The sequence below is a fragment of the Streptomyces sp. DT2A-34 genome (genome assembly GCF_030499515.1).
GTDB lineage: Bacteria > Actinomycetota > Actinomycetes > Streptomycetales > Streptomycetaceae > Streptomyces.
Genome location: NZ_JASTWJ010000001.1, coordinates 9,334,456 through 9,359,194 on the forward strand (window position 1 = coordinate 9,334,456; position 24,739 = coordinate 9,359,194).

18 protein-coding genes are annotated in these 24,739 nt (G+C 71.7%); 15 read left to right on the forward strand and 3 right to left on the reverse strand.

From position 1 onward, the window contains the following. Positions 1 to 27: 27 nt before the first annotated feature. The 13 genes from QQM39_RS41675 (at position 28) to paaE (ending at position 16,870) form a co-directional block, all read left to right on the forward strand. Complete coding sequence (locus QQM39_RS41675; protein ID WP_302002756.1) at positions 28 to 564, forward strand: phage baseplate assembly protein V; 537 nt, start codon at positions 28 to 30, stop codon at positions 562 to 564. A gap of 19 nt (positions 565 to 583) precedes the next feature. After that, on the forward strand, positions 584 to 928 hold the full coding sequence (locus QQM39_RS41680; protein ID WP_302002757.1) for a hypothetical protein: 345 nt from the start codon (positions 584 to 586) through the stop codon (positions 926 to 928). Continuing rightward, a complete protein-coding gene (locus tag QQM39_RS41685) occupies positions 925 to 1,317 on the forward strand; it encodes a GPW/gp25 family protein (RefSeq protein ID WP_302002758.1) in 393 nt (130 codons plus the stop codon). Before QQM39_RS41680 ends, QQM39_RS41685 begins: the two co-directional genes overlap by 4 nt. After that, entirely contained in the window at positions 1,314 to 4,436 is a 3,123-nt protein-coding gene (locus tag QQM39_RS41690; protein WP_302002759.1) for a putative baseplate assembly protein, read from the forward strand. Before QQM39_RS41685 ends, QQM39_RS41690 begins: the two co-directional genes overlap by 4 nt. After that, positions 4,433 to 8,272 (forward strand): putative baseplate assembly protein, encoded by a 3,840-nt coding sequence (locus QQM39_RS41695; RefSeq protein WP_302002760.1) that lies wholly within the window; start codon positions 4,433 to 4,435, stop codon positions 8,270 to 8,272. Before QQM39_RS41690 ends, QQM39_RS41695 begins: the two co-directional genes overlap by 4 nt. Next, positions 8,272 to 10,458: a hypothetical protein gene (locus tag QQM39_RS41700; RefSeq protein ID WP_302002761.1), complete on the forward strand. Its 2,187-nt coding sequence runs from the start codon at positions 8,272 to 8,274 to the stop codon at positions 10,456 to 10,458. The genes QQM39_RS41695 and QQM39_RS41700 overlap by 1 nt, the downstream gene beginning before the upstream one ends. 66 nt (positions 10,459 to 10,524) lie before the next feature. Beyond that, positions 10,525 to 12,081: a DUF6519 domain-containing protein gene (locus QQM39_RS41705; protein ID WP_302002762.1), complete on the forward strand. Its 1,557-nt coding sequence runs from the start codon at positions 10,525 to 10,527 to the stop codon at positions 12,079 to 12,081. After that, positions 12,081 to 12,977 (forward strand): peptidoglycan-binding protein, encoded by an 897-nt coding sequence (locus tag QQM39_RS41710; RefSeq protein WP_302002763.1) that lies wholly within the window; start codon positions 12,081 to 12,083, stop codon positions 12,975 to 12,977. The genes QQM39_RS41705 and QQM39_RS41710 overlap by 1 nt, the downstream gene beginning before the upstream one ends. Positions 12,978 to 13,118: 141 nt before the next feature. Beyond that, positions 13,119 to 14,096, forward strand: coding sequence for a 1,2-phenylacetyl-CoA epoxidase subunit PaaA (paaA, locus tag QQM39_RS41715; protein WP_302002764.1), 978 nt, complete (start codon positions 13,119 to 13,121; stop codon positions 14,094 to 14,096). Continuing rightward, complete coding sequence (gene paaB, locus QQM39_RS41720; RefSeq protein ID WP_302002765.1) at positions 14,093 to 14,410, forward strand: 1,2-phenylacetyl-CoA epoxidase subunit PaaB; 318 nt, start codon at positions 14,093 to 14,095, stop codon at positions 14,408 to 14,410. The genes paaA and paaB overlap by 4 nt, the downstream gene beginning before the upstream one ends. A gap of 10 nt (positions 14,411 to 14,420) precedes the next feature. Beyond that, entirely contained in the window at positions 14,421 to 15,248 is an 828-nt protein-coding gene (gene paaC, locus QQM39_RS41725) for a 1,2-phenylacetyl-CoA epoxidase subunit PaaC (protein WP_302002766.1), read from the forward strand. Then, positions 15,242 to 15,754 carry a 1,2-phenylacetyl-CoA epoxidase subunit PaaD gene (gene paaD, locus QQM39_RS41730; RefSeq protein ID WP_302002767.1) on the forward strand — a complete coding sequence of 171 codons (513 nt, stop codon included), beginning with the start codon at positions 15,242 to 15,244 and terminating at the stop codon, positions 15,752 to 15,754. Before paaC ends, paaD begins: the two co-directional genes overlap by 7 nt. Further along, the gene (gene paaE, locus QQM39_RS41735; protein ID WP_302002768.1) at positions 15,755 to 16,870 is read left to right on the forward strand and encodes a 1,2-phenylacetyl-CoA epoxidase subunit PaaE; all 1,116 of its coding nucleotides are present in this window, start codon (positions 15,755 to 15,757) and stop codon (positions 16,868 to 16,870) included. Positions 16,871 to 16,973: 103 nt separating this feature from the next. Here paaE and QQM39_RS41740 read toward each other — a convergent pair whose 3' ends face one another. Next, positions 16,974 to 19,139, reverse strand: coding sequence for a TerD family protein (locus QQM39_RS41740; RefSeq protein WP_302002769.1), 2,166 nt, complete (start codon positions 19,137 to 19,139; stop codon positions 16,974 to 16,976). 201 nt (positions 19,140 to 19,340) lie between these two features. Between QQM39_RS41740 and QQM39_RS41745 the strand changes: the two genes are divergently transcribed. Further along, on the forward strand, positions 19,341 to 20,297 hold the full coding sequence (locus tag QQM39_RS41745; protein WP_302002770.1) for a Dyp-type peroxidase: 957 nt from the start codon (positions 19,341 to 19,343) through the stop codon (positions 20,295 to 20,297). A gap of 31 nt (positions 20,298 to 20,328) precedes the next feature. On the opposite strand, the gene QQM39_RS41750 is transcribed toward QQM39_RS41745, so the two are convergent. Further along, positions 20,329 to 20,721: a DUF5997 family protein gene (locus QQM39_RS41750; RefSeq protein ID WP_302002771.1), complete on the reverse strand. Its 393-nt coding sequence runs from the start codon at positions 20,719 to 20,721 to the stop codon at positions 20,329 to 20,331. A 58-nt stretch (positions 20,722 to 20,779) separates the two neighbouring features. Here QQM39_RS41750 and QQM39_RS41755 point away from each other — a divergent pair, with 58 nt between their 5' ends. Beyond that, positions 20,780 to 21,589, forward strand: coding sequence for a LysR family substrate-binding domain-containing protein (locus QQM39_RS41755; protein WP_302002772.1), 810 nt, complete (start codon positions 20,780 to 20,782; stop codon positions 21,587 to 21,589). A 117-nt stretch (positions 21,590 to 21,706) separates the two neighbouring features. Here the strand turns inward: QQM39_RS41755 and QQM39_RS41760 are convergent, their stop codons facing one another. Continuing rightward, positions 21,707 to 24,556, reverse strand: a complete 2,850-nt coding sequence (locus QQM39_RS41760) for a beta-L-arabinofuranosidase domain-containing protein (protein WP_302002773.1) — start codon at positions 24,554 to 24,556, stop codon at positions 21,707 to 21,709. Positions 24,557 to 24,739: the final 183 nt, after the last annotated feature.

The following is a 24,739-nucleotide window of genomic DNA, read 5'->3' on the forward strand; positions in this document are numbered from 1 at the left end:
GACCAGTCACGACCAGGAGCAGTTCACATGGCGGCACCCAGCAATCGCTACCTCGGCAAGTTCCGCGGCCGAGTCGTGGACAACAACGATCCGCTGCACATCGGCCGGATCACCGTCGAGGTACCCGACGTCCTGGGTGACGAGCCGTCGACCTGGGCGCTGCCCTGTCTGCCGTTCACCGGACCGCAGGCGGGCCAGTTCGTGGTGCCGGCGCCGGGGGCCGGTGTGTGGGTCGAGTTCGAGCAGGGCGATCCTAGCTTTCCGGTGTGGACGGGATGCTGGTACGGGGACCAGGGCGAGCTGCCGCCCGATGCCCGCCGTCTCGTGCAACCCGCGTCGCAGGCCAAGCCCGTCGTGGTGCAGACACCCGAGGCGCACAAGATCGTGATGAGCGACCCGCCGGGCCCCGATCAAGGGATTCTGCTCCAGGCCCAGGGCGGGGCGTACATCCGCATCACCAAGGAAGCCATCGTGATCTCCAACGGCCTCGGCGCGGAGGTCATCCTGCGCGGAAACCAAGTGGACGTGAACGAGGGCCAGTTGACCATCGCGTCCAAGCGATAGGAACGGGGGAAGGAAGAACGTGTCCGGGACATCCGGGAGTCTGCTCGACGCCCACGCCGTGATCGGCTGCCCGCACGGCGGCCGCGTCACCGCCGCCAGCTCACCGTCCGGTGGCGTACGCATCGCGGGTGCCGCCGTCGCCACAGCCGCGCACAGCTACGTCGTCACCGGCTGCCCGCACACCGTCAACGGCGTGCCCGCGCCGTGCGTGACGGTCCGCTGGACCGCCCACGGCACCGGCATCACCGTCGACGGCGCGCCCGTACTGCTCGACACCGCCGCGGCCGAGTGCTTCACCGCCGCCTTCGTGCCGCAGGGGCCGCCCGTCGTCCAGGCCGCGCAGCGAAAGGTCACCGTCCGATGAGCCGCCGAACCAGTCAACGCCCCCGCAGCGACATCGCCTTCCCCTTCCGCGCCGACCGCCGGGGCCGCACCGCGCACGCCACCCACGGCGAGCACGTCCACGACCTCATCGAACAGCTGCTGTTCACCAGCCCCGGCGAGCGCGTGATGCGCCCCGACTTCGGCTGCGGGCTCCTCGACCTGGTCTTCGCGCCGACGAGCCCGGAACTCATCAGCACCCTCGAACTCTCCGTCCAGGCCTCGCTCCAGCGCTGGCTCGGCGACCTCATCGACGTGGAGGCCCTCGACGTGATCAGCGAGGACAACGTCGTCCGCGTGTACCTGTCGTACGCCATACGCGCCGACGGCACCCGGCGCGACGACGTGTTCGAAGGGAGGGCCACGGCATGACCGGTACGACCGCCACCTCCCGCCGGGGCAAAGTACGGGCCGCGCAGCTCAACGGCATCGACGCCGTCGAGGTCAGTGACGACGGCCTCCTCCTCACCGTCACCTTCCTCGGCAAGGCGCCCCACGGCCTCGGCCCCGAGAACGTCCGCGTCGACGGCGGCCGCCGCATCACCGGCATCACCGCCGTGGACGTGAGTGTGGAGCGCGAGGAGGACCCGGAGCTCGACGACCGGCTCTACGTCACCCTCGACAAGGCCGGCGACACCTCCCGCTACCGGCTCTCCCTCGTCGAGACCGACCCGTACGGACGGCCCGGGACGGAGCCGTATCGCGGCTTCGACCAGCGTTACCACAGCACGACCTTCGCCTTCCGGCCCGACTGCCCGACTCCCTTCGACTGCAAGGAAGATGAGCAGCCGGCCGCGGAGTTCCCCGCCGTGCCCGTCGTCGACTACACGGCCCGCGACTACGACACCATCCGCAAGCTGCTCCTGGACCGGCTCGCGCTCACCACCCCCGACTGGGTCGAGCGCAACCCCGCCGATCTCGGCATGACCCTGGTCGAGCTGCTCGCGTACACCGGTGACCAGATCAGCTACCAGCAGGACGCGGTCGCCACCGAGGCGTACCTCGACACCGCGCGCCGCCGGGTTTCCGTACGGCGGCACGTCCGGCTCATCGACTACGCGATGCACGACGGGTGCACCGCCCGCGCGTACGTCGCCGTCGAGACCGCCGGTGACCACACCCTCGCCCCGGGCACCTTCCGCTTCGCCTCCGTCGACGTCCGCACCCTCGACCCGCACGACCGCCCCGAACCCGGCACCGTCATCGACGAGGCCGACCTCGGCGACCTCGACGAGCGCGGCTCGGTGGAGGTCTTCGAACCGGTCGTCACCGCCGACCCGCTGGAGCTGCGCGTCGCGCACAACGCGATCCGGTTGTGGACCTGGGGCGGCGAGGTGTGCACCCTGCCGAAGGGCGCCACCTCCGCGACCCTGCGCGACGAGTGGGTCGACGCGGAGACCTGCCGCGATCGCCAACTCGACCTTAAGCCTGGCGACTTGCTCGTCCTGGAGGAGGTCAAAGGCCCGCGCACCGGCACCCCTGGCGATGCCGACCCGAGCCACCGCCAGGCCGTCCGCCTGACCTCCGTCACCCCCGCCGTCGACCGTATCGAGGACCAGCCGGTCCTGGAGGTCACCTGGGCCGTCGAGGACGCCCTGCGCTTCCCGCTCTGCCTCGCCACCCGCGGCGGACGCGACTGCCTGCCCGTCGAGGACGTGACTCTCGCGCGCGGCAACGTCGTCCTCGTCGACCACGGCCGCACCTTGCACGGGCTCCCCGAGACGTTCACCGTCCCGCAGGTCCCCGCCGTCGTCGCCCCCTGCGACCTGCCGGCCTTCGGCTGCTACGACCGCGACGAGGGCAACGCACCTGCCCGGCTCATCAACTCCCTTACGGACCAGGCGGAATCCGGCACGGTGCTCACCCCGGACGACGTCCGTGAACTGTTCGAGGTGGTCGGCGAGGGCGCGACCGTCAGGGCCGGGATCGGCCTGGAACGAGCCGGCCAGCGCCACGAGCGCGTTGTCCCCGGCACCGCATACGCCCAGGCGGCCGCCCTGCGCACGCTGCTCGCCCAGTCCGTCTACCCGGGCATCCTGCCCCGCTTCCGTCCCGTCCTCGGCCGTGCGCCCGTCGTGCAGGCGGTGCCCTTCCCCGACCTCGGCACCGTCGCCGCCGGGCAGGCCGAGCGGATCGCCGCGATACCGGGACGGGTCCGGCAGCGGCTCGTCGAGCTGTGGCGCAGCGCCCGCGACCGGGACGGTCTCGGCGAGGAGGAGATCGCCGAACTCGCCGTGATCTACGGCCTGAGGATCCTGGAGAGGATCGAGCTCCGCCGCCATCCCGTCCGTGCCCTGCGTGAACTCCTGTACCGCAGCGACCAGTTGCTCGATGCCAAGCTGCGCCGGATCGAGGTCCTGACCGCACGCGCCCGCGCGGGCACCGTCCTCGACGGACACATCGCCTGGGAGGTCGCCCACAGCTGGGGCCCGGCCTACGCGGCCGGACTGCACCCGGAGGAGCCGGTGCTGCGTGGTTCGGCAACCGCCGCGCTCGACCTGGACCCGCGTCGCGCCCTGCCCGCCGTACGCCTTCACGAGAGCGGCGACGAGGGCGCGGTGTGGGAGCCGCGCCGGGATCTGCTGGACAGCGGCCCGCGCGACCGCCACTTCGTCGGCGAACTCGAGGACGACGGCCGCCTCGCCCTGCGCTTCGGCGACGGGCGGCACGGCACGAAGCCGACGCCCGGATCCCGCCTCGCCCTGCACCACCGCCTGGGCGGCGGAACGGCCGGCAACGTCGGCGCGGAGGCCATCAACCACCTCGTCGTCCAGTCCGACTGCGAGCCGCCGCCCGCCGCCGTGGTCCGCAACCCGCTGCCCGCCAAGGGTGGCATCGAGCCCGAACCCATCGAACAGGTACGCCAGTTGGCCCCGCTCGACCTGCGCCGCACCCGCCTGCGCGCGGTCACCGCCGAGGACTACGCGGCCCTCGCCGCCGCCCTGCCCGGCGTGCAGCGCGCGGCGGCGGAGCTGCGCTGGACCGGCAGCGTCCAGGAGGCGCACATCGCGGTCGACGCGTACGGCACCGGCGCCCCGTCCGCTGAGCTGCTGGCGTCGGTCGCCCAGGCCCTGGAGCCGTACCGGCGTATCGGCCACGACCTCGTCGTCGGCGCCGCGCGGGTCGTCCCGCTGGACATCGCGGTGACCGTGTGCGCCAAGCCGGGCCACCAGCACGGGCAGATCCTGGCCGAGCTGTACCGCGTCCTGGGCAACGGCCGCCTCGCGGACGGACGCCTCGGCTTCTTCCACCCGGACGCGCTGACCTTCGGCGAACCCGTGCGACTCAGCCGGCTCGTCGCCGTCGCGGCCGCCGTCCCGGGCGTGGAGAGCGTCCAAGTCACCCGGCTGCAAAGGCTGTTCGAGCCGGACAGAGGAGAGAGGGAGGACGGCGTGCTGCGGCTCGGCCCGCTGGAGATCGCCACCTGCGACAACGACCCGGACCGGCCGGAGAACGGCCGGCTGGCGATTTCCCTGGGAGGTGCCCGATGACCGGGTTCCAGACCACCGAGGGCACGATCACCGACGAGTGCACCTGCGGCGGTGCCTGCCGCGGCGGCGACGACGAGCGCCTCGCCCCGGCCCCGGTGCACAACCCGCCCGGCCGCACCGCCCTCGACTACCGCGTCGGCGAGTACGGCTCCTTCCTGTCCGCCCTCCTCGACCGGCTCGCCTCACCGGCGTACACGGCCCTGAGCGGCCTGACCGTCCGCACCCCGGACGACCCGGCGATCGGCCTGCTCGACGCCACCGCCGTCCTCGGCGACCTGCTCACCTTCCACTCCGAGCGCATCGCCGACGAGGCCTACATCCGTACGGCCAACGAGCACCGCTCCCTGGTCCTGCTCGGCCGCCTCGTCGGCCACCGCCCGCGCCCCGGCGTCGCCGCCGCCACGCATCTGGCGTACACGCTGGAACGCGACCCGCGTGCCGAGGCGCTGTCCGTGCTGATCCCGCGCGGCGCCCGCAGCCACAGCGTGCCCGCCTCGGCCGACGAGCAGTCCCTGACCTTCGAGACAAGCCGCGACCTCACGGCCCGCTGGGACTGGAACGAGCTGAAGGTGCGCCGCCGGCGCCCCTCCCTCGTCACCCCCGCGGACCTGGAGCGCCGCTCGGAGCTCTTCGTCGAGGGCACCGCGAACTCCCTCCAGACCGGCGACCAGTTGCTCTTCGTCTTCAATGAACAGGCGGGCGGCGAGCGCAAGTTGCTGCCCGTCGCCAAGGCCCGCGTCGACCGGGAGGACGAGATCACCGCGATCTCGCTGCCGAAGTCGGCCCCGCCCACCCTGAAGGAACTCGTCGACGAGGTACGGCGCTGGACGGCCGTCCCTGCGGCTCCGGGGGAGCCCGGCGACGAACCCCCGACGCCGGAGGTTCCGAACCCGCGCCCGGTCAGCCGGCTGATCGAGGACTTCGAGGACCAGGTCCTCGCGCCCCTGCGGGACGACCTGGACGGCATCAAGACCCCCGAGCGGCTCGCGGCCCGTCTGGCGGAGCCCGTCGCACGGCTCGGCGAGGCGCAGGTGCTGGCCGGTCCGTACGAGGACGTGGCGGCGTGGTTCGTGCAGCTGGAGGCGGTGCTCGCCGAACTCGCCGAGCGGGCAGTGCAGTTGGCGCCCGCCCAGCCCGACGTGGCTGAGCCGGCGGTGCGCACCGTGAGGGACACCGAGAGCGCCGACCCTCGCGCGGCCGCCCTGCAGACGCTCGGCGCCGTCCTGCCCGCCCTGCGTGCCGCGGCCCCCGCCCCGCGTGGCGGCACCGGTGCCCAGCGCCCGGGCAGCGACACCGCCCGCCTGCTCTCCGCCCTGAACCCCGCCCTCGGCAGCCTCTACCCGGCCTGGCGCACAGCGGCAGCCGCCGCCCCCGGCACCCCCCAGCTCCTCCGCGAACTGCTCGCCATGCGCGTCACAGCCGCCCCCTTCGGCGCCACGGCCCCCCTCAAGCCCGTCCAGGACGACCGCGGCCGGGTCATCCGCACCGCGGACTGGCCGCTCACGGGTGCCGTGCTGGCGAGCATGCGCGTCGTGTACGACACGTCGGGCCGGACGCCGGTCCGGGCCGAGTTCCAGTACGTCGAGGGCAGCAGCTCCGACCAGCGCGCCGAGAACCTGCCCGTCGTCCAGCCGCTGACCTTCCCGCTCGGCACGGGCCAGGTCGAGCTGTCCGTGCGCTCCGGCCAGGACCGCGACCTCAACTGGCTGAACCGCCGCCCATCCGACTCCCAGGAGCCCGGCGTCACGGCCCGACTCCACTCGGGCCTGCCGGAGCGCACGCTCTTCGTGTCCCGGCCGGACGACGAGGGCCTGGTCCACGTCGGCATCCACAACGGCACGTCGGAGCAGATCTCCCTGCGGCCGAACGCCAGTGAGCAGTTCACGCACGGCGAGTACGAGGTGAGCCTCAAGTACACGGTGGGGACCACCGAGCCGAACGTCGAGGTCGTCATCGCGAGCAAGCCGGAGCCCCTCAACCGCCGCGTCCTCCAGCTGGACTCGGTGCACACCGGCATCACGGTCGGCAGCTGGGTCGCGATCCAGCGTCCGGCCAAGGGCGCCCAGGAGGGCATCCCCGGCGATGCCAAGCTCGCGTTCGTCACCACCCAGGTCGCCGCGGCGCGTACGGCGGCGTACTCCAACTACGGCATCACCGGCCGCGGCACCGAACTCACCCTCACCGACCCGTGGTTGGACGAGTTCGACGTCCTGCTCTCGCACATCCGCGACACCACGGTGCACGCGGCTGGCGAACCTCTGCGCCTCGCCGACGAACCGCTCGGCGAGGACGTCCACGGCAACGAGATCGAACTCGCCGAGCTGTACGACGGGTTGAGGCCCGGACGTACCCTCGTCGTGAGCGGCGAGCGCAGCGACATCCCGGGGACGACGGGCGTCCAGGCCACCGAGGTCGTCACCCTCGCAGCCGCCGACCCGGCCGTCGACCTCCAACTCCCCGGCGACCACGTCCACACCCGCCTGACCCTGACCGCCGACCTCGCCCACCGCTACCGCCGCGAGACGGTCAGGATCCTCGGCAACGTCGTCGAGGCCACCCATGGCGAGAGCCGCGAGGAGGCCATCGGCAGCGGTGACTCCGACCGCGTGAACCAGACGTTCGCGCTGTGGCAGTCCCCGCTCACCTGGCTCGCCGACGACAACCCCCTCGGCGCCACCCCGGTGCTGGAGATCCGGGTCGACGGTGTCCTGTGGCACGAGGTCGACAGCCTCGCCGGACGCGGCCCGGGCGAGCGAAGCGAGATGGGGGTACCCCCGGCCGGAGGCTGGGGGAGGGTCTACATCACCGGCTCCACCGCCGACGGCCGTACGACGGTCACCTTCGGCGACGGCGTCAACGGCGCCCGGCTGCCGAGCGGCCACGAGAACATCCGGGCCCGCTACCGTTTCGGCACCGGCAGGGCCGCCAACGTCGCCGCCGACCGCATCACCCAGCCGCTCACCCGCCCGCTCGGCGTCACCCAGGTGACCAACCCGCGTCCGGCCAAGGGCGGCGCGGACGCGGACGGCCCCGGCCTGACCCGCCGTACGATCCCGCTCGCCGTCTCGGCCCTCGACCGCCTGGTCTCGGCGTCGGACTACGAGGACTTCGCCCGCTCTCGCGCCGGCATCGGCCGGGCCGCCGCACGCGAACTCTTCGACGGCCGGCGCCGCGTCCTGCACGTGACCGTCGCGGGCACCGACGACGTGCCGATCGACGGCGACTCGGACACGCTCAGGGCCTTGCGCGGCGCCCTGACCGAGTACGGGGACCTCAACCTCCCCGTCCGGGTGGACGTACGTGAGCTGGTCCTGCTGCTCGTCGCGGCCAAGGTGAAGGTGGCCAAGGACCATGCCTGGGAGGTCGTCGAACCCCGGCTGCGTCAGGCCCTGCGCCGCCGACTCGGCTACGAGGGACAGGAGTTGGGCCGACCCGCCCGTCTCTCCGACGTCCTGGCCACGGCCCACTCCGTGCCCGGCGTCGACTACATCGACGTCGACGTCTTCACCGGCGTCCCCGCGTCCGCGACGCCCGAGGAACTCACCGGGATCCTCACCGACCCCGGCCCGCCGAAGTCGTCGGTCCCGGCGCACCCGGCGACGTACGACGAGAAGATCCACACCGTCCGCGCCGCGAACGGCGAGACCCTGTCGGAGATCTGCGCCGAGTACGGCGTCCCGCTCGCCGAACTCCTGCGCCTGAACCCCGACATCACCGACACCCGGCGCCTGGCGAAGGGCCGTTCGGTGTTCGTGTTCCGCGGTATCCGCCCGGCCCAGCTCGCACTGCTGTCGCCGAGGGCGGCGGACACCCTGATACTGACGGAGGTCAAGTGATGTCCCCGGACGTCCAGTTGGAGACCACGGCCCCGGCGAGCAAGTCCAGGGAGCCGGACGGACTCGCCGCGCTGCTGCCCCGCTGGCACCTGCTGCGCGACGCCGAGGAGGGCGAGCCGCTGCGCGCGCTGCTCGCGGTGATCGCCGAGCAGCTCGACCGGGTCCGCGACGGCGTCCAGCAGGGCTACGAGGACCTGTTCGTGGAGACGGCGGCGCCCTGGGTGCTGCCGTACCTCGGCGATCTGGTCGGCTACCGCACCCTGCCCGGCTACGAGCGCGTCCTCACCACCGGCCTGCACGACGGTGGCCGCGCCGCCCTCGCCGAGGCCGTCGCCCCGCGCGCCGACGTGGCCGCCACGGTCGCGGGCCGCCGCCGCAAGGGCACCCTTCACCTCCTGGAGGAACTCTCCGACCAGGTCACCGGCTGGCCCGCCCGCGCCGTCGAGCTGTCCCGGCAGGTCTCCCACACCCAGCCCGTGAAGCTGCACGGCGACACGGGCGTCCACCGCGGTGAGCGTGGCCGTCTCGTCGACCTGCGCGACAACTCCGCCCTCGACCTCGCGGGCGGCCCCTTCGGCGCGACGGCCCGCACGGTCGACGTCCGCCGCGCCAACTCCCGCCATCAGCAGGGCGGTTGGACGCCGGCCGGGGTGGCGCTCTTCGTCTGGCGGCTGAAGGCGCACTCGCTCACCCAGTCCCCGGCGTACTGCATCGACCGCGCCCGCAACCTCTACACCTTCTCGATCCTGGGCAACGACACCCCGCTGGTCACCAAGCCGTTCCCGGAGCCGTCGCCCACCCACATCGCGACCATCGACAACGTCCCGGCGTTCATCACGCGCCGCCAACTCCACGACCGGCTCACCGACTACTACGGCCCCGGCAAGAGCCTCGTCATCCGGCGCGACGGCGAGGACCAGCCCGTACCGCCGTCCGACATCGTGGTCGCCGACCTGTCCGACTGGCGCTACCGGCCCAAGCGCGGCCAGGTGGCCGTCGACCCGGAGCTGGGGCGGATCGCGTTCGGCTCGCGGTCGGCGCCCCGGCAGGGCGTGTGGGTGGACTACCACTACGCGTTCGCGGCCGACATGGGCGGCGGCGAGTACGACCGCCTCGACCGCGAGCCGCGTCCCGACGCCGAGGTCTACCGCGTCGGGCCCGGGCACCCGTACCGCCAGATCATGGACGCCTACCGGGCCTGGCAGCACGACCGCCGCGCCGACCGGACCGGCCCCGCCGGCATCATCGAGATCACCCACAGCGGCGCCTACCAGGAGCAGCTGGACTTCGACCTCGACCCCGGCGACCGCCTCGAAGTCCGGGCCGCCGAGGGCACCCGGCCGGTGATACGCCTGCTCGACTGGTACAGCAACCGCCCCGACGCCCTCAACATCCGCGCGGTGTCCGAGGACTGCGCCCCGCACGAGCGTCCGCGCATCGTCCTCGACGGCCTGCTGGTCGCCGGACGCGGCATCAATGTCACCGGTCCCGTGGGCGCCGTCGTCGTACGGCACTCCACGCTCGTGCCCGGCTGGTCACTGGAGCCGGAGTGCGAGCCGCATTCGCCCGAGGAACCCAGCATCGTGCTGGAGCGCACCACCGCGTGCCTCCAGGTCGAGCACAGCATCCTCGGCACCATCGAGGTCATCGGTGACGAGGTGAGCGAGGAACCGCTCGACATCCACCTGCGCGACAGCGTCCTCGACGCGACAGGCAGCGACCGTGAGGCCCTGTCCGCGCCGGACTGCCGCCACGCGCATGCCGTACTGCATCTGCACCGCACCACCGTGATCGGTGAGATCCACACGCACGCCGTGAAGATCGCCGAGAACTCGATCTTCACGGGCAGGCTCCACGTGGCCCGGCGCGGCATCGGCTGCCTGCGGTACTCGTACGTGCCGACCGGGTCGCGCACCCCGCGCCGGTACCGCTGCCAGCCGGACCTGGCCGGTCCCGAACAGGCCGGTCGCACAAGGCCGTTGTTCACCTCCGAGCGCTACGGGACGCCCTGGTACGGGCTGTTGGCGGACCGGTGCGCCGAGGAGATCCGGCGTGGCTCCGACGACGGCGCCGAGATGGGCGCCTTCCACGACCTGTACCGGCCGCAGCGCGAGGACGGCCTCAGGGCACGGCTCGCGGAGTACACCCCGGCGGGCACGGACGCCGGGATCTTCTTCGTGACGTGAGGCGTGACGTGAGCGCCGCCGCCGTAAGCCCTACCCGCACTTTCCTGAACCAGGGGGACCCCCTTCATGCACGCTGATCTCTCCCGCCTCACGTTCCGCCCGGAACGGCACTACTCGGCGGTCGTCGCCCAGCAAGGACGCGTCCAGCTCGACGCCGACATCAACGAGCAGACGGCGATCCAGCTCCACCAGGCCCGCAGGTTCGCCGCCGATCTGATCGGCCGGTACGGCGGGCCGAGCGGCGCCGCGGGCTTCAAGATCGACTACGTGGGCGGCAGGCACGACATCGACACGCTCTTCATCCACGGCGGCCGCTACTACGTCGACGGCATCCTGGTCGACGCGACCCGCCCGGCGCCCGGCGTGCCCGTCCCGGACGACGACGCCGAGGACTCCGCGGAACAGGACGCCGCCGCCCCGCCCGAGTACTGGACGTACTGGGACCAGCCCGACGGCTTCCGCGACCCCGAGAAGCCCGACGACCGGCTGCCCTCGCCCGCTCAGTCGCCGTTCGTGGTGTACCTGAAGGTGTGGGAGCGAGCGGTCTCGGCCGCCGAGGACCCGGCGCTGCGCGAGGTCGCGCTCGGCGCGGCGATGCCGGACACGGCCGCCCGTGTGAAGGTCGTGTGGCAGGTGCTGCCACTGTCGCTGGCCGCGCTGGACATCGAGGAGACCGAGCCGTCCAAGGAGGTCGTCCGGGCCGCCTTCGACAAGTGGGCCCGCAAGCAGGCCACGCCCACCGCGCGCCTGGCCGCCCGCAGTGAGCGGCCCGACCACGCCGACGAGGACCCGTGCCTCGTGAAGCCGGACGCCCGCTACCGCGGCCAGGAGAACCAGCTGTACCGCGTCGAGGTCCACGCGGGCGGCGAGGCGAAGGACGCCACCTTCAAGTGGTCCCGCGAGAACGGCTCGGTGGTCTTCCCGGTCGACGAACTCGACGGCACCTGGGTGCAGTTGGCGTCCCTCGGGCACGACGACAAGCTGGACCTGGACGTCGGTGACCACGTGGAGTTCGTCGACACCGCGTACGCCTCCCGCCTCGACCCCCTGCCCCTGCTGCGGGTCGAGGAACTGGACCTGCCGGGCCGCCGGGTGCGCCTGTCCGCCGAGCCCGACCCGGCCGTCGGACGGCTGCCCCACCTCAACCCGTTCCTGCGCCGCTGGGACCACCACGCGGGACCGAGGCGCAAGGGCCGTACGACGGCCCTGAAGGGCGGTGCGGTGCCGGTCGCGGAGGGGGAGTGGCTGCCGCTGGAGGACGGCGTCGAGGTGTACTTCGCCAAGGGCGCCGGCTACCGCACCGGCGACCACTGGATCATCCCCGCCCGCACCGCCACCGGCAGCGTCGAGTGGCCCACGGACGCGGCACGCCGCCCGCTGCTGCGGGGCCCCTTCGGTATCGTCCGCAGCTTCGCGCCGCTCGCCCTGGTCAAGGGCGAGGGCGGCACCGTCGACCTGCGCCTCGCCTTCAACCCGCTGGCCAGCAGCATCCCGGCCGCGGACGAGGCGACGCTCGCGGCGGAGGAACGGGCGCGCCGCGAGGAGCAGTTGGCGGAGGATCCGTCGGGCGGGAGGTCGCAGACCACGGCGGACGCCGAGGCGGCGGCGGAGGGAGACAAGTAATGGCCAAGCCCCTGAGCGCGTCCAAGATGGTGGAGATCCTCCGCGCGGAGGGTCTGACGGTCCACGAGGTGCGCAGCTGGCGCACCCACAACCGCAACAGCAAGGGTGCCTGGGGCCCGGTGAACGGCGTGATGATCCACCACACCGTCACCAAGGGCACCGAGGCCTCGGTGAACATCTGCTACAACGGCTACTCCGGCCTGCCGGGCCCGCTCTGCCACGGTGTCATCGACAAGAAGGGCCACGTGCACCTCGTCGGCAACGGCCGCGCCAACCATGCCGGCCTCGGCGACAGCGACGTCCTGCGCGCCGTGATCAACGAGTCGAAGCTGCCGCACGACAACGAGGCCGACACCGACGGCAACGCCCGCTTCTACGGCTTCGAGTGCGTCAACCTCGGCGACGGCAAGGACCCCTGGCCCGAGGCGCAGAAGGAGGCCATCGAGAAGGTCTCGGCCGCGATCTGCCGCCACCACGGCTGGAGCGAGCGCTCGGTCATCGGCCACAAGGAGTGGCAGCCGGGCAAGACCGACCCGCGCGGCTTCACGATGGACGGGATGCGGGGGCGCATAGCGCAGCGGCTGAAGGGCGGCGGCGGTGGCGGTGGGCCCACCCCCGACCCGACGCCTGTGCCCAAGCCGAAGTACGTGCCGTTCCCCGGCAGCGGCTTCTTCCACGTCGGCCAGAAGTCCCCGATCATCACGGCGATGGGTCGCCGCCTGGTCGCCGAGGGCTGCGGCCGCTACGAGGAGGGCCCGAGCCCCGACTGGACCGAGGCCGACCGCCGCTCCTACGCCGCCTGGCAGCAGAAGCTGGGCTTCAAGGGCAAGGACGCGGACGGCGTCCCCGGCAAGGTCAGCTGGGACAAGCTGAAGGTGCCCGACGGGGGGAAGTGAGCCGGCCCCGGCGCCGAGCCGCCCTGAATACCCCGTGGAGGTATTCAGGGCGGCTCTGACTTGTGTGACGGGTCTTGCTCGGCACTCGGAAACAAGTCACACTGGTACCGAACGAATGGTCGGTTGGGGAAGCTGGTATCGATGACGACATCACACGCCGCCGAGGCGCCCCCCGAGGGGCAGCTGCAGGAGCACTTCGATGCGACGATCTCGCGCGACCAGCGGATCGAGCCGCGTGACTGGATGCCGGACGGCTACCGCAAGACGCTGATCCGCCAGATCGCGCAGCACGCCCACTCGGAGATCATCGGCATGCAGCCGGAGGGCGAGTGGATCACGCGCGCGCCGTCCCTGCGCCGCAAGGCGATTCTCTTCGCCAAGGTGCAGGACGAGGCCGGGCACGGGCTGTATCTGTACTCGGCGGCGGAGACCCTGGGCGCCGACCGCGCGGACCTGACGAACCGGCTCATCGAGGGCCGCCAGAAGTACTCGTCGATCTTCAACTACCCGACCATGAGCTTCGCCGACGTCGGTGTGATCGGCTGGTTCGTGGACGGCGCCGCGATCTGCAACCAGGTGCCGCTGTGCCGGTCGTCGTACGGGCCGTACGCGCGCGCGATGGTGCGGATCTGCAAGGAGGAGTCCTTCCATCAGCGGCAGGGCTATGAGCTGCTGATGACGATGATGCGCGGCACCGAGGCCCAGCGGGAGATGGTGCAGGACGCGGTGAACCGCTGGTGGTGGCCGTCCCTGATGATGTTCGGCCCGCCCGACGACGCCTCGCCCAACTCCGCGCAGTCGATGGCCTGGAAGATCAAACGGCACACCAACGACGAGCTGCGCCAGCGGTTCGTCGACATGACCGTCCCGCAGGCCGAGAAGCTCGGCGTCACCCTGCCCGACCCCGAGCTGCGCTGGAACGCCGAGCGCGGCCACCACGACTTCGGCACCCCCGACTGGGACGAGCTGATGCGGGTCATCAAGGGCGACGGCCCGTGCAACGCCCAGCGGATGGAACGGCGCAGGAGCGCCCACGAGGAGGGCGCCTGGGTGCGGGAGGCGGCCACCGCCCACGCCGCCAAGCAGGCCGCCCGCGCGGAGAAGGGAGCGGTGGCATGACCGCCGAGAGGCCGTCCGAGAATCCGTCCGAGAAGCAGGACTGGCCGCTGTACGAGGTGTTCGTGCGCGGCAAGCGCGGGCTCAACCACGTCCACGTGGGCTCGCTGCACGCCGCCGACGACCGGATGGCCCTCACGCACGCGCGCGACCTGTACACGCGCCGCAACGAGGGTGTCTCGATCTGGGTGGTGCGCTCGGAGCACATCGCCGCCTCGACACGCGACGAGAAGGACCCGTTCTTCGCGCCCAGCGCCGACAAGGTCTACCGCCACCCGACGTTCTACGACATCCCCGACGACGTCCCGCACATCTGAAGGAGAGGGCATGAGTGACGACCACGTCTACATGACCCTCGCCGAGGGACACGAGGACGACACCCGCTGGGCGTACGGCACCGGCTTCGAGGACCCCCTGCACGGCGTGGACACCACGGTGCCCGAGGGCGTCGACGCCGCCGAACTGGCGGCCGTGTGCGTCGAGTTGGCCGACGACGCCCTGGTCTCGGCCCAGCGCCTGGCCGAGTGGATCACCCGCGCCCCCGAGCTGGAGGAGGAGGTGGCGCTGGCCAACATCGGCCTCGACCTCCTCGGCCAGGCCCGCCTGCTCTACTCCCGCGCCGGCCAGGCCGACGGCACCGGACGCGACGAGGACGCCTACGCCTACTTCCGGGACGCCGGCGACTTCCGCAACGTACGCCTGGCCGAACTCCCATGCGGCGACTTCGCGTTCTCGATCGTCCGGCTGCTGATGCTGTCCAGCTGGCGCCTCGCGCACTTCGAGCAGCTGGCGTCGCACCCGGACCCCGTGCTGGCGGCGATCGCCACGAAGGGCGTCAAGGAGCTGGCCTACCACCGACAGTACGCCGCCGAGTGGGTCGTACGCCTGGGTGACGGCACGGAGGAGTCGCACCGCCGCACACGCCGGGCCCTGGAGCAAGTGGCCCCATACGTGGGGGAGTTGTTCACGGCGTACGGCGTACGGGACGAGGTCGTCGCCGTCCTGCGCCAGGTCACCGAGGCCGCCGGCCTGCCCATGCCGGTGTACCGGCCGCTGCCCGGATCCGGCCGCCACGGCGAGCACACCGAGCATCTCGCGCCCCTGCTGGCCGAGTTGCAGGGGGTGGCCCGCGCCCACCCGGAGGCGACATGGTGACCACCCTGCTCGACGCCCGGCGCGCCCGGCACATCGCCGAACAGGTGCCGGACCCCGAGCTGCCCATGCTCACCCTGGCCGACCTGGGCGTCCTGCGGAGCGTCGAGACGACCGAGGACGGCACGGTCGTCGCCAGCCTGACGCCGACCTACTCGGGCTGCCCGGCCATGGCCGAGATGCGGGCGGACGTGGCGGCCCGACTGCGCGACGCGGGGTACGCGCGCGTGGAGATCCGTACGGTCCTCGATCCACCGTGGACCAGCGACTGGATCACCCCGGCAGGCCGCCGCAAGCTCGCCGAGCACGGCATCGCCCCGCCCGGCCCCGCCCCGCGCACCCGCGGCCCGGTCCCGCTCGTGCTGTCGCCCACCCGGCGCGCGGTGACCTGCCCGCGCTGCGGCTCGGCGGACACCGAGGAGACCTCCCGCTTCGCCGCCACGTCCTGCAAGGCGCTGTGGCGCTGCCGCGCCTGCCGTGAGCCGTTCGAGTACGTCAAGGAGATCTGAATGGAAGGCCTGAGGGAAGCACAGACGGCTGCCGCGGCACGCCCGCGCACCCGCCGCCGTCCGGCCTTCCACACCCTGCGCGTCGCCTCCGTGACGCCCCTGTGCGCGGACGCGGTCGCCGTCGGCTTCGACATCCCGCCGGAGCTGGCCGAGGAGTTCGCCTTCGCGCCCGGCCAGTCGCTGACGTTGCGGCGCGAGATCGACGGGCGGGACGAGCGGCGGTCGTACTCGATCTGTTCGCCGGCTGGGTCGAGTCCTCGTATCGGCGTACGGGTCGTTCCGGGCGGCCTGTTCTCGTCGTGGCTCGTCGAGGACGTACGTCCCGGCGACACCGTCGAGGTGATGGCTCCCACCGGCGCCTTCACGCCCCACCTGACGACCCCCGGCCATCACGTGCTGATCGCGGCGGGCTCCGGCATCACGCCCATGATGTCCATCGCCGAGTCCGTCCTGGCCGCCGACTCCCGCTCGACGGTCACCCTCTTCTACGGCAACCGCCGCACCGACACCGTGATGTTCGCCGACGAGCTGGCGGACCTGAAGGACCTGTACCCGACCCGGTTCCAGCTCGCCCATGTCCTGTCCCGCGAGCCGCGGGAGGCCGAGGTGCTCTCCGGCCGTATCGACGCCGAGCGGCTGTCGACGCTGGTCGACGCGCTGGTCGACGTACGGGCCGCCGACCACTGGTGGCTGTGCGGCCCGCACGGCATGGTCCGGGACGCGCAGCAGGTGTTGGAGGGCCTCGGGGTCCCGGCGGAGCGTGTGCATCAGGAGCTGTTCTACGCCGACGACGAGCCCGTACGGGAGGTGCACCACGAGGAGGGCGGCCCGCAAGGGCCGGTCAGCGAGGTCACCATCACCCTCGACGGCCGCTCCACGACCGCCGCCCTGCCCAGGGAGCGGACCATCCTGGACGGCGCCCAACGCACCCGCCCCGACCTGCCGTTCGCCTGCAAGGGCGGCGTCTGCGGCACCTGCCGGGCCCTGGTCACCGACGGCAAGGCGGACATGCGGCGCAACTTCGCGCTGGAGGCGGCCGAGGTGGACGCCGGCTACGTCCTGACCTGTCAGTCGTACCCGGTCTCGGAGACGCTGACGGTGGACTACGACAGCTGAGCCGGCCGTAAGAAGTCGAGTGGCGAGGAAAGCGAAAGGACTGGTTCAAGAAGGAGTTGAGAAGGAAGTCCCTTCATGGCCTCGCCACGGCCGACTCTAACAGTCACGCGGGGATCAGGTCGCGCAGATTTTCGGGGGTGACGATCCGCGACTCCGGATGCAGCCCGTCCGGCCGCTGCAGGCCGATGTAGGTGACGGGACCCTCGGGAACCGTCTCGCCGTCCCAGAGGGTGGTCGACGAGGCGTCCAGCAGGCCGGTGAGGTAGCGGACCGTCAGCTGCTCGCGCTCCACGATGCCGCGCAGCAGCGTCGCGACCGAAACCCGGTTCGCCTCGACCCGGTTGGCCGCCGGAGTCCCCTTCAGATACAGGTGCAGCCACTTGGCGCACCACCGGCCGTCCGCACCGCGCAGGAACGCCAGCGGCAGCGCGACCCGGCCCGGCCCGCGCAGGCCGGACTTCATGCGCACGGTCCGCGGCTCGAACGGACGGCCCTGCTGCCGCGCCTCACGCAGCATGAACCCGAAGAAGGACTCCTCGACCTCCTCGAAGCCCTCCCCGGAGAAGATGTTGACCTGCGGGACGATGAACTCGCCGCGCACGGCACCGAGGCGCAGGTCGATGAACTCGGAGGCGCCGTCGGGTGCCTCGGTGATGTCCCCGGAGTGCTCGCCCTCGAGGGCCTTGAGGTTGGTGTACGCCAGCCAGCAGACCGTCGCGTAGTCGGCGTCCAGCATCAGCGCCGACAGGTCGTAGTCGGTGCGGTGGGCGGCCTGCTTCCAGTACACGAAGAAGCGCAGCAGCTCGCCGTCCACGGGCGACACCGACCCGCGGGGCAGTACGCCGAGTCCGGCCGGGGCGGCCCGGCCGCTGAGCGGCAGGGCGACATCCAGGACGTCCGGGTCGATCAGCAGGTGTCCCGGGGCCGGCAGACGGCGCCGTATCTCCGCGTCGAGGACGGCGATCAGACGCTCCCGTTCGGGCGGCAGCACGGGCGGACGCTCGTCCTCGGTGACCCAGGCGCGGCCGAGCCGGTTCACGAACACGCGGGGCTCGCCGGTCTCCTGCGCGCGGTTGGCGAGGTGTTCGCGGACCGACAGCAGGACCCGTCCGGAGACATCGGCCACGACCTCCTCGGCGGCGGCCGCGACCGTGGTGCGCTCGTCCTGGTCGAGGGCCATGCGCAGCAGCCGGTCCAGGGAGCGGAACAGTTTTCCGGGCGCCGACTTCAGCAGCTCCGCCGCGCCGATGACGTCGTGCATGCCGAGCAGTTCCTCCACCCGGCTGTCGAAGGAGCGCGCCTTCTTCTCGCCCCGCGCGACCGCGAACACATCGGCGGCGTGCGGCCACTGCGGGTACTCGTGCGGATGCAGGCGCTCGCCGAGCCGCTTGAAGTCCTCGCGGTACGCGTGCACGTCCGCGAGCTTGGCGGGCGCGGCGGCGACCACCGAGTCGAGGCCGGCCAGCAGCGCACGGCGCACCGGCCGGGAGAGCCCGCGGAACCGCGTCGCCTCCACAAGGGTCACGTCACCGCCGGACACCGCGCAGGCCAGCCGCAGCACATCGGTGACCGTGTCCAGCAGCAGCGCCGAACCGGCCCGCAGGCGAGCCCGGTTGATCACGGCACGGTTCTCCCGGACCGGGATCTCCGCGGGCTGCGGCCCGTCGGCGCACGCCTCGGCCAGCACCTCCAGATCACGCAGGGCGTCCTCGCCGAGCGGGGTGCTGCTGCCCGCCAACGCCAGGTACAGGGCGGTGACTTCGGCATCCGCGTCGGCGCCCGGGTGCAGTACCGTCATACGGTCGCCGGCCGCCTCGATCAGCTCCTCGTGGTGGTCCAGCATTTCGGCGTAGGTGTGCTGGTAGCGGCCGTACGACGGCAGGGTGAGCAGGTCGACGACACCGTCGCTCAACTGCTCCAGAACGCTCGCGCGTGTCGTGTCGTCGGCGAGTGCCTCGGCGATGCAGCGCGTCCCGAAGTCGTACGTGTCCGGCACGTTGGCCGGGAAGTCGACGAAGTACACGTTGTGCCGCACATGGTCGCCGACCATCTCGCGGACCGTGCCCAGCGTCCGCACCGCGGTGTCGACGACCGTGCCCTCGGACAGCCCGGACAGACGGGCCAGCAGCTCTGCCGAGAGCTTGAAGCCCACGGACATCAACGCGGCGTCGAACTGCCGTGCCGCGACGGCGCCTTCCCCGGCGGGTCCCGCGGGGGAGGGGAGACGGTGGACGTGCCGGATGACCAGGGGTTCGAGACGGTGGACCATTCCCGGATGATCCCGCATGCGTACGTGCGTTCGCATGCGGGTTTTCCGCGTCGAGCGCCTGTCGAGTGGCGGTGTCGAGTCGGCGTCGAACCCGGTTTTCCTCACACGTCGCACTAGTCATATGTGCGGAAATTTGGCGGGTATCGTTCGCGGTTCGGCCGGGCATCGTTAGTTGGCGGGGTTTGAGGTGAGAGGGGAACAATGCCGTCGTCGTCGATGCGGTTGGCCGATGCCCAGTCACAGCCGGTGCTCAGCCCGCCGGCGCCTGTCGCCGTCTTCCTGGTGGTCACGATCGAGCCGGGTGGCGAGCCGGAGGTGCGCGATCTGCTGGCCGGGCTCGCGGGATTGGTGCGGGCCGTCGGGTTCCCCAGTCCCGACGGCGGTCTGTGCTGCGTCGCCGGAGTGGGGTCCACGGCCTGGGACCGGCTGTTCGGTGACCCGCGTCCCCGGGAGCTGCACCCCTTCAAGGAGTTGGAAGGGTCACGCCACCGTGCCGTGGCGACCCCCGGCGACCTGCTCTTCCACATCCGTGCCGCCCGCACGGACCTGTGCTTCGCCCTGGCCGCCGAGATCATGAAGCGGCTGCGCGACGTGGTCACCGTCCAGGACGAGGTCCACCAGGCGTTCGCCTACTTCGACTCGCGCAACGTCCTCGGCTTCGTCGACGGCACCGAGAACCCGGTCGGCCAGGCGGCGGCCGAGGCGGCGGTCGTCGGGGACGAGGATCCCGCGTTCAGCGGCGGAAGCTACGCCATCGTCCAGAAGTACCTGCACGACGTCGACGCCTGGGAGGCCCTGGCGGTCGAGGCCCAGGAGAAGGTGATCGGCCGCTCCAAGCTGACCAACATCGAACTCGACGTGCCCGGCTCCCACCGGGACGTGAACACGGTCACCGGCCCGGACGGGGAGGAGCTGGAGATCCTGCGCGGCGCCATGCCGTTCGGCAGGCCCGGGCACGGCGAGTTCGGCACGTACTTCATCGCCTATGCCCGTACGCCCGAGATACCGGAGGCCATGATGCGGAAGATGTTCCTGGGTGGCCCGGAATCCGGCCCCGACCCGATCCTCGACTACTCGCAGGCCGTCACCGGAACCCTCTTCTTCATCCCGCCGGTCACTTTCCTCGAGTCGATCCAGGAACGGTCCGTGACGGACTGAGCCTGCCCACGACGAGAACGCGAGGAGGGGGTCAGGGGCGCTCCGCGGCGCGTTCCGCGTTGCGCTCCTTCAGGCGGGCCGCCTCCTTGCGGACCTCGGCCTGGGTGGCCTGCTCCTTCCGCAGCCACTCGGGCTGCTCCTGCTTGAGCGCCTCGATCTGCTCGGTGGTGAGGGGCTCCGTGACGCCGCCGCGGGCCAGGCCCGCGATGGACACGCCGAGCTTCGCCGCGACCACCGGGCGGGGGTGCGGGCCGTCGCGTCGCAGGTCGCGCAGCCACTGCGGCGGGTCCGCCTGCAGCGCGTTCAGTTCCGCGCGCGTGACGACACCCTCGCGGAACTCGGCGGGGGTGGCTTCGAGGTACACACCCAGCTTCTTGGCCGCGGTGGCGGGCTTCATGGTCTGGGTGCTTTGGTGCGACGTCATGGTCTCAAGGGTATCGACTGGGTGAACCCCCGCCGACCACGGCCGGTAACCTGGCCAGGTGACAGGCTCGGAAGTACCCCCTTCGTCCTCGGAAGCAGCCGCTTCCTTCCGGCTCGCGTACGTCCCGGGAGTGACCCCCTCGAAGTGGGTGCGGATCTGGAACGAGCGCTTCCCCGACGTCCCCCTGACCCTCCGCGCGGTCACCGCCGCCGAGGCGTTTGACCTGCTGCGGGACGGCGCCGCCGACGCCGGTTTCGTACGGCTGCCGGTCGACCGTGCGTTCTTCAGCGCGATCCCCCTGTACACCGAGACCACGGTCGTCGTCGTCCCCAAGGACCACGTCATCGCGGCAGTGGATGAGGTGACCACGGACGACCTGGCCGACGAGGTCCTCTTCCACCCCCTCGACGACGTCCTCGACTGGGACCGGCCACCGGGGCAGCCCGCCTTCGAGCGCCCCGCGACCACCGCGGACGCCGTCGAGCTCGTCGCGGCCGGCGTCGGCCTGCTCGTCGTACCCCAGTCGCTGGCCCGTCTCCACCACCGCAAGGACCTCACCTACCGGACGCTCGTGGACGCCCCCCAGTCGAGCATCGCCCTGTCCTGGCCGGAGGACGCGACCACCGACCTGGTCGAGGACTTCATCGGCGTCGTCCGCGGCCGCACGGTCAACAGCACCCGGGGCCGCACCACGTCCCAGGCCGCCCCGGACCAGCCCAAGCGCAAGCGCCCCGAAGCCGGCGGCAGCCCCCGGCGACAGCCGGGAACCGGCCGAAGCCCCCGCGGCGGCTCCGGCGGCTCCGGCGGCGCCAAGGGAACCAAGGGCGCCAAGGGCACGGGTCGAGGCAAGCCCCGCCGCCGGTCGTAGCGGACGGCCGACCGGCACCCGCGATCGTCACCGTGCCAGGATCACCGCGCCGGGCGTGCGGCGCAGGTGCGGTAGGGCCCCGAGTCCCGGACCCGGGGCCCTTGGGCGGGCGGCGGCTCAGGGGGCGTACGTGGCCTGCTCCGCCGTGCGCACGACCGTCTGTCCGTCGGCCTGGCTCAGCAGACCGCCGGTCACCCACGCGTTCACGGTGGCCCGCACACGCGAGACCAGCGCAGCCTTGCTGCTGAACGGCGCCCCGGCCCAGATCTCGTCCAGGAGCGTGGTGCCGTCGGACTTCGCGGGGTTGGCGACGCCGGAGTCGGTGTTGCCGAAGACGATCCGGGGTTCGGAGCGCCGGAAATAGGCGTGGGTCGGGTCCTCGGTGCCCTCGAAGAAGGGGGCGAACTCGGTGCCGCCCAGGGTGTAGTGGAGCGGTTTGCCGGACACCGGGGTGAGGGACGGCAGCAGGTCGCCGGAGAGTCCGGCGTTGCGGTACAGCCCCAACTGGAGGTAGTCGGTCGAGGAGTTGCGGCCGACCAGGTTGACCGGGCCGTAGAACAGGGTCTGCAGGGACGGATCGTCGAGGGCCTTCTCGACCCGGAGCCGGAACGGGAGTGTGACGCGCACGGTGTCGCCGCTGCGCCAGTTCCGGGACACGGTGAAGTAGCTGCCCGCGACCGGAGTGCCGCCGACCGCGCTGCCGTTGACGGTCACCTTGAAGCCGCCGGTCGCCCAGGACGGCACGCGCAGCTTCAGCTCGAACGACGCGCTGCCCCCGCCCATAGTGATCGTGGAGCCCTGCTCCCTCGGGAAGTTCGTGCTCTGCGTGACCGTGACGCCCTTCTCGGCCCAGGTCAGTGTGGACGGGCTGTACAGGTTGACGTACAGAGCGCTCCCGTCGGCCTTCTTGAAGTACACCGAGTCCTGGTACTTCGTGGCACTCTCCATGCCCGTGCCCTCGCAGCAGGTCGTGCCCTGCTTGGGCGTGTAGTCGCGCACGTGCCCGGGCTTCAGGCCGATGAAGTACGTGACGAGCGGCTTCTCCGCGTCGGCCTTGTCCTGCTTGGAGCCGAGCACCTGGTTGTACAGCGCCCGCTCGTAGTAGTCCATGTACTTCGGGTCCTGCTCGTGGAAGAACAGCATCCGGCTCAGCTTGAGCAGGTTGTACGCACAGCAGGTCTCGGCGTTGGTGTCGCTGATCGTGCCGGCGATGACCCCGCGGGCCTTCCAGAACTCGGCCGTGCTCGTCCCGCCGATGCCGTACATGCGCTGCGGGACGACCATGCCCCAGAAGTTCTTCGCGGCCGTGAGGTAGCGGGCCTCGCCCGTGGCGTCGTACAGCCGGACGTAACCGGTGAAGATCGGGATGTGCTGGTTGGCGTGCAGGCCGTCCAGGATGTCGGTGTTCGCGGCGCAGGCGTCGATGAGCCTGTCCAGGTCGAACAGCTTGGCCAGCGCGAGGTGTTCGGCCTTCTGGGTGATCGAGTGCAGGTCGACGATCGTCTCCACGATGCCGCCGAACTCGCCGCTGGAGAAGATGCCCCACATCCGCTGGAGGGTGGCGTCGGGCAGCTTGGACAGCCGGGAGTACATCCAGTCGCACATGCCGGACGCGAGATCGAGGGCGCGGGCGTCGTCGGTGGCGAGGTGGGCGTCCAGCAGGCCCTTGAGGATCTTGTGCGCGGTGTAGTACGGCGCCCACACCCTGGTGTAGTCGCCACTGGTCATCGACTCCAGCTCGATGAACTGGGTCTCCGGGTACGCGGCGAGGAACCCGGGGTGGCTCGGCCCGCCCCAGGTGCGGCGCAGCGTGGCGGTCAGCCCGCGGCCGGAGGCGTCCGCGAACGTGCCGCCGGTCGTCTCGAAGAAGTCGTACGACGCCAGGTTGCCGCGGCCGGCCGAGGTCGCCGAGGCCCGGTTGCTCTGCAGCGCCGTGATCTCGGCGGCGGTCAGGGCCCGCGACCAGACGTTGAACTCGTCGAAGGCGCCCGCGAACACCGGGTCGCCGGAGAAGTTCGAGCGGCCGAGCCAGTTGTTCGTCAGGGTGCCCAGCGTCGACGGGTTGAGGGTCATCGACGTGTTCTGGGCGACGGCTGTGCCGTTGACGTACAGCGTGCCCGTGCTGCCGCTGATCGTCACCGCCAGGTGGCTCCACTGGTTCAGGGGCAGTGCGGCGGTGCCGTTGAGCCCCTGCTCCCCGCCGGGGCCGTTGGTGGTGATGGCGAACCGGGGGACGCCGTTGGCGTTGCGTCCGGCCAGGTACATGTACCGGGTGGTGTTGTCGCCGAAGTCGAAGACGCGGGCCCAGTTGGCATTGTGGGTGGGCTTCACCCAGGCCGACAGGGTGACTGCCGAGGCGCCCCCGAGCACAGAGGCCGGCAGGTCGACGTACTGGTACGAGCCGCGCACGTTCTCCTGGGCCGTGCCGAACTTCCCGGTGACGCTGAGCATCCGCGGGTCGCGGCGCAGCGCCTCACGCACCTCGGTCAGTGCCCCGACCATGGTTCCGATCTTGTCGGCGTACGCCTGTTCCCCGGTGCTCGCGTACGCCTGCGACAGCATGCTCAGGAAGTGGCCGGTGTAGTGGCCGCGGAGATTGCCGTTGGCCTCACCGTCCAGCCCCTCCCAGCCGCCCGGGGCCACCGCGCCGCCCGTGGAGAGGCCGGCGTTGGCGCGGAAGACCTGCAGGAGCCGGTTCACGTCGTAGCCCCGGCCGTGATCGAGCATCAGCTGACGCTTGCCGGCGAAGATGCCCGGCCGGAGGGCCACGTCGTCGAGGGCGAAGGGCTGGACGGTCCAGGCGGACGGGGCGGCGGCCGCAGCCTGTGCTTCCCGCACGGCAGCCGCAGCCTGAGCCCCCGGAACGGCGGCCGAGGCCCGGCCCGTTGCCGCGAACGAGGCCGCGGGGGCCGCCGCCGCCAGCGCCGCGGCATGGAGAAGGGATCTTCTGGAGAGGGGCGGTGCCATGTGGGCTCCTCCACGAGGTCAACGCGGGTTCGGAGTATCGAACGATGTGCGAATGGTCGACCAGACGCTATGCGTGGGCTGGGAAGGCGTCAACGGTACTGACGGGATTGGCGCTGCTAGGAACGACCCGCGAGTCGTACCAGGGACTCTGCTCCAGCGCCCGCTCCAACTCGTTCCGCATAC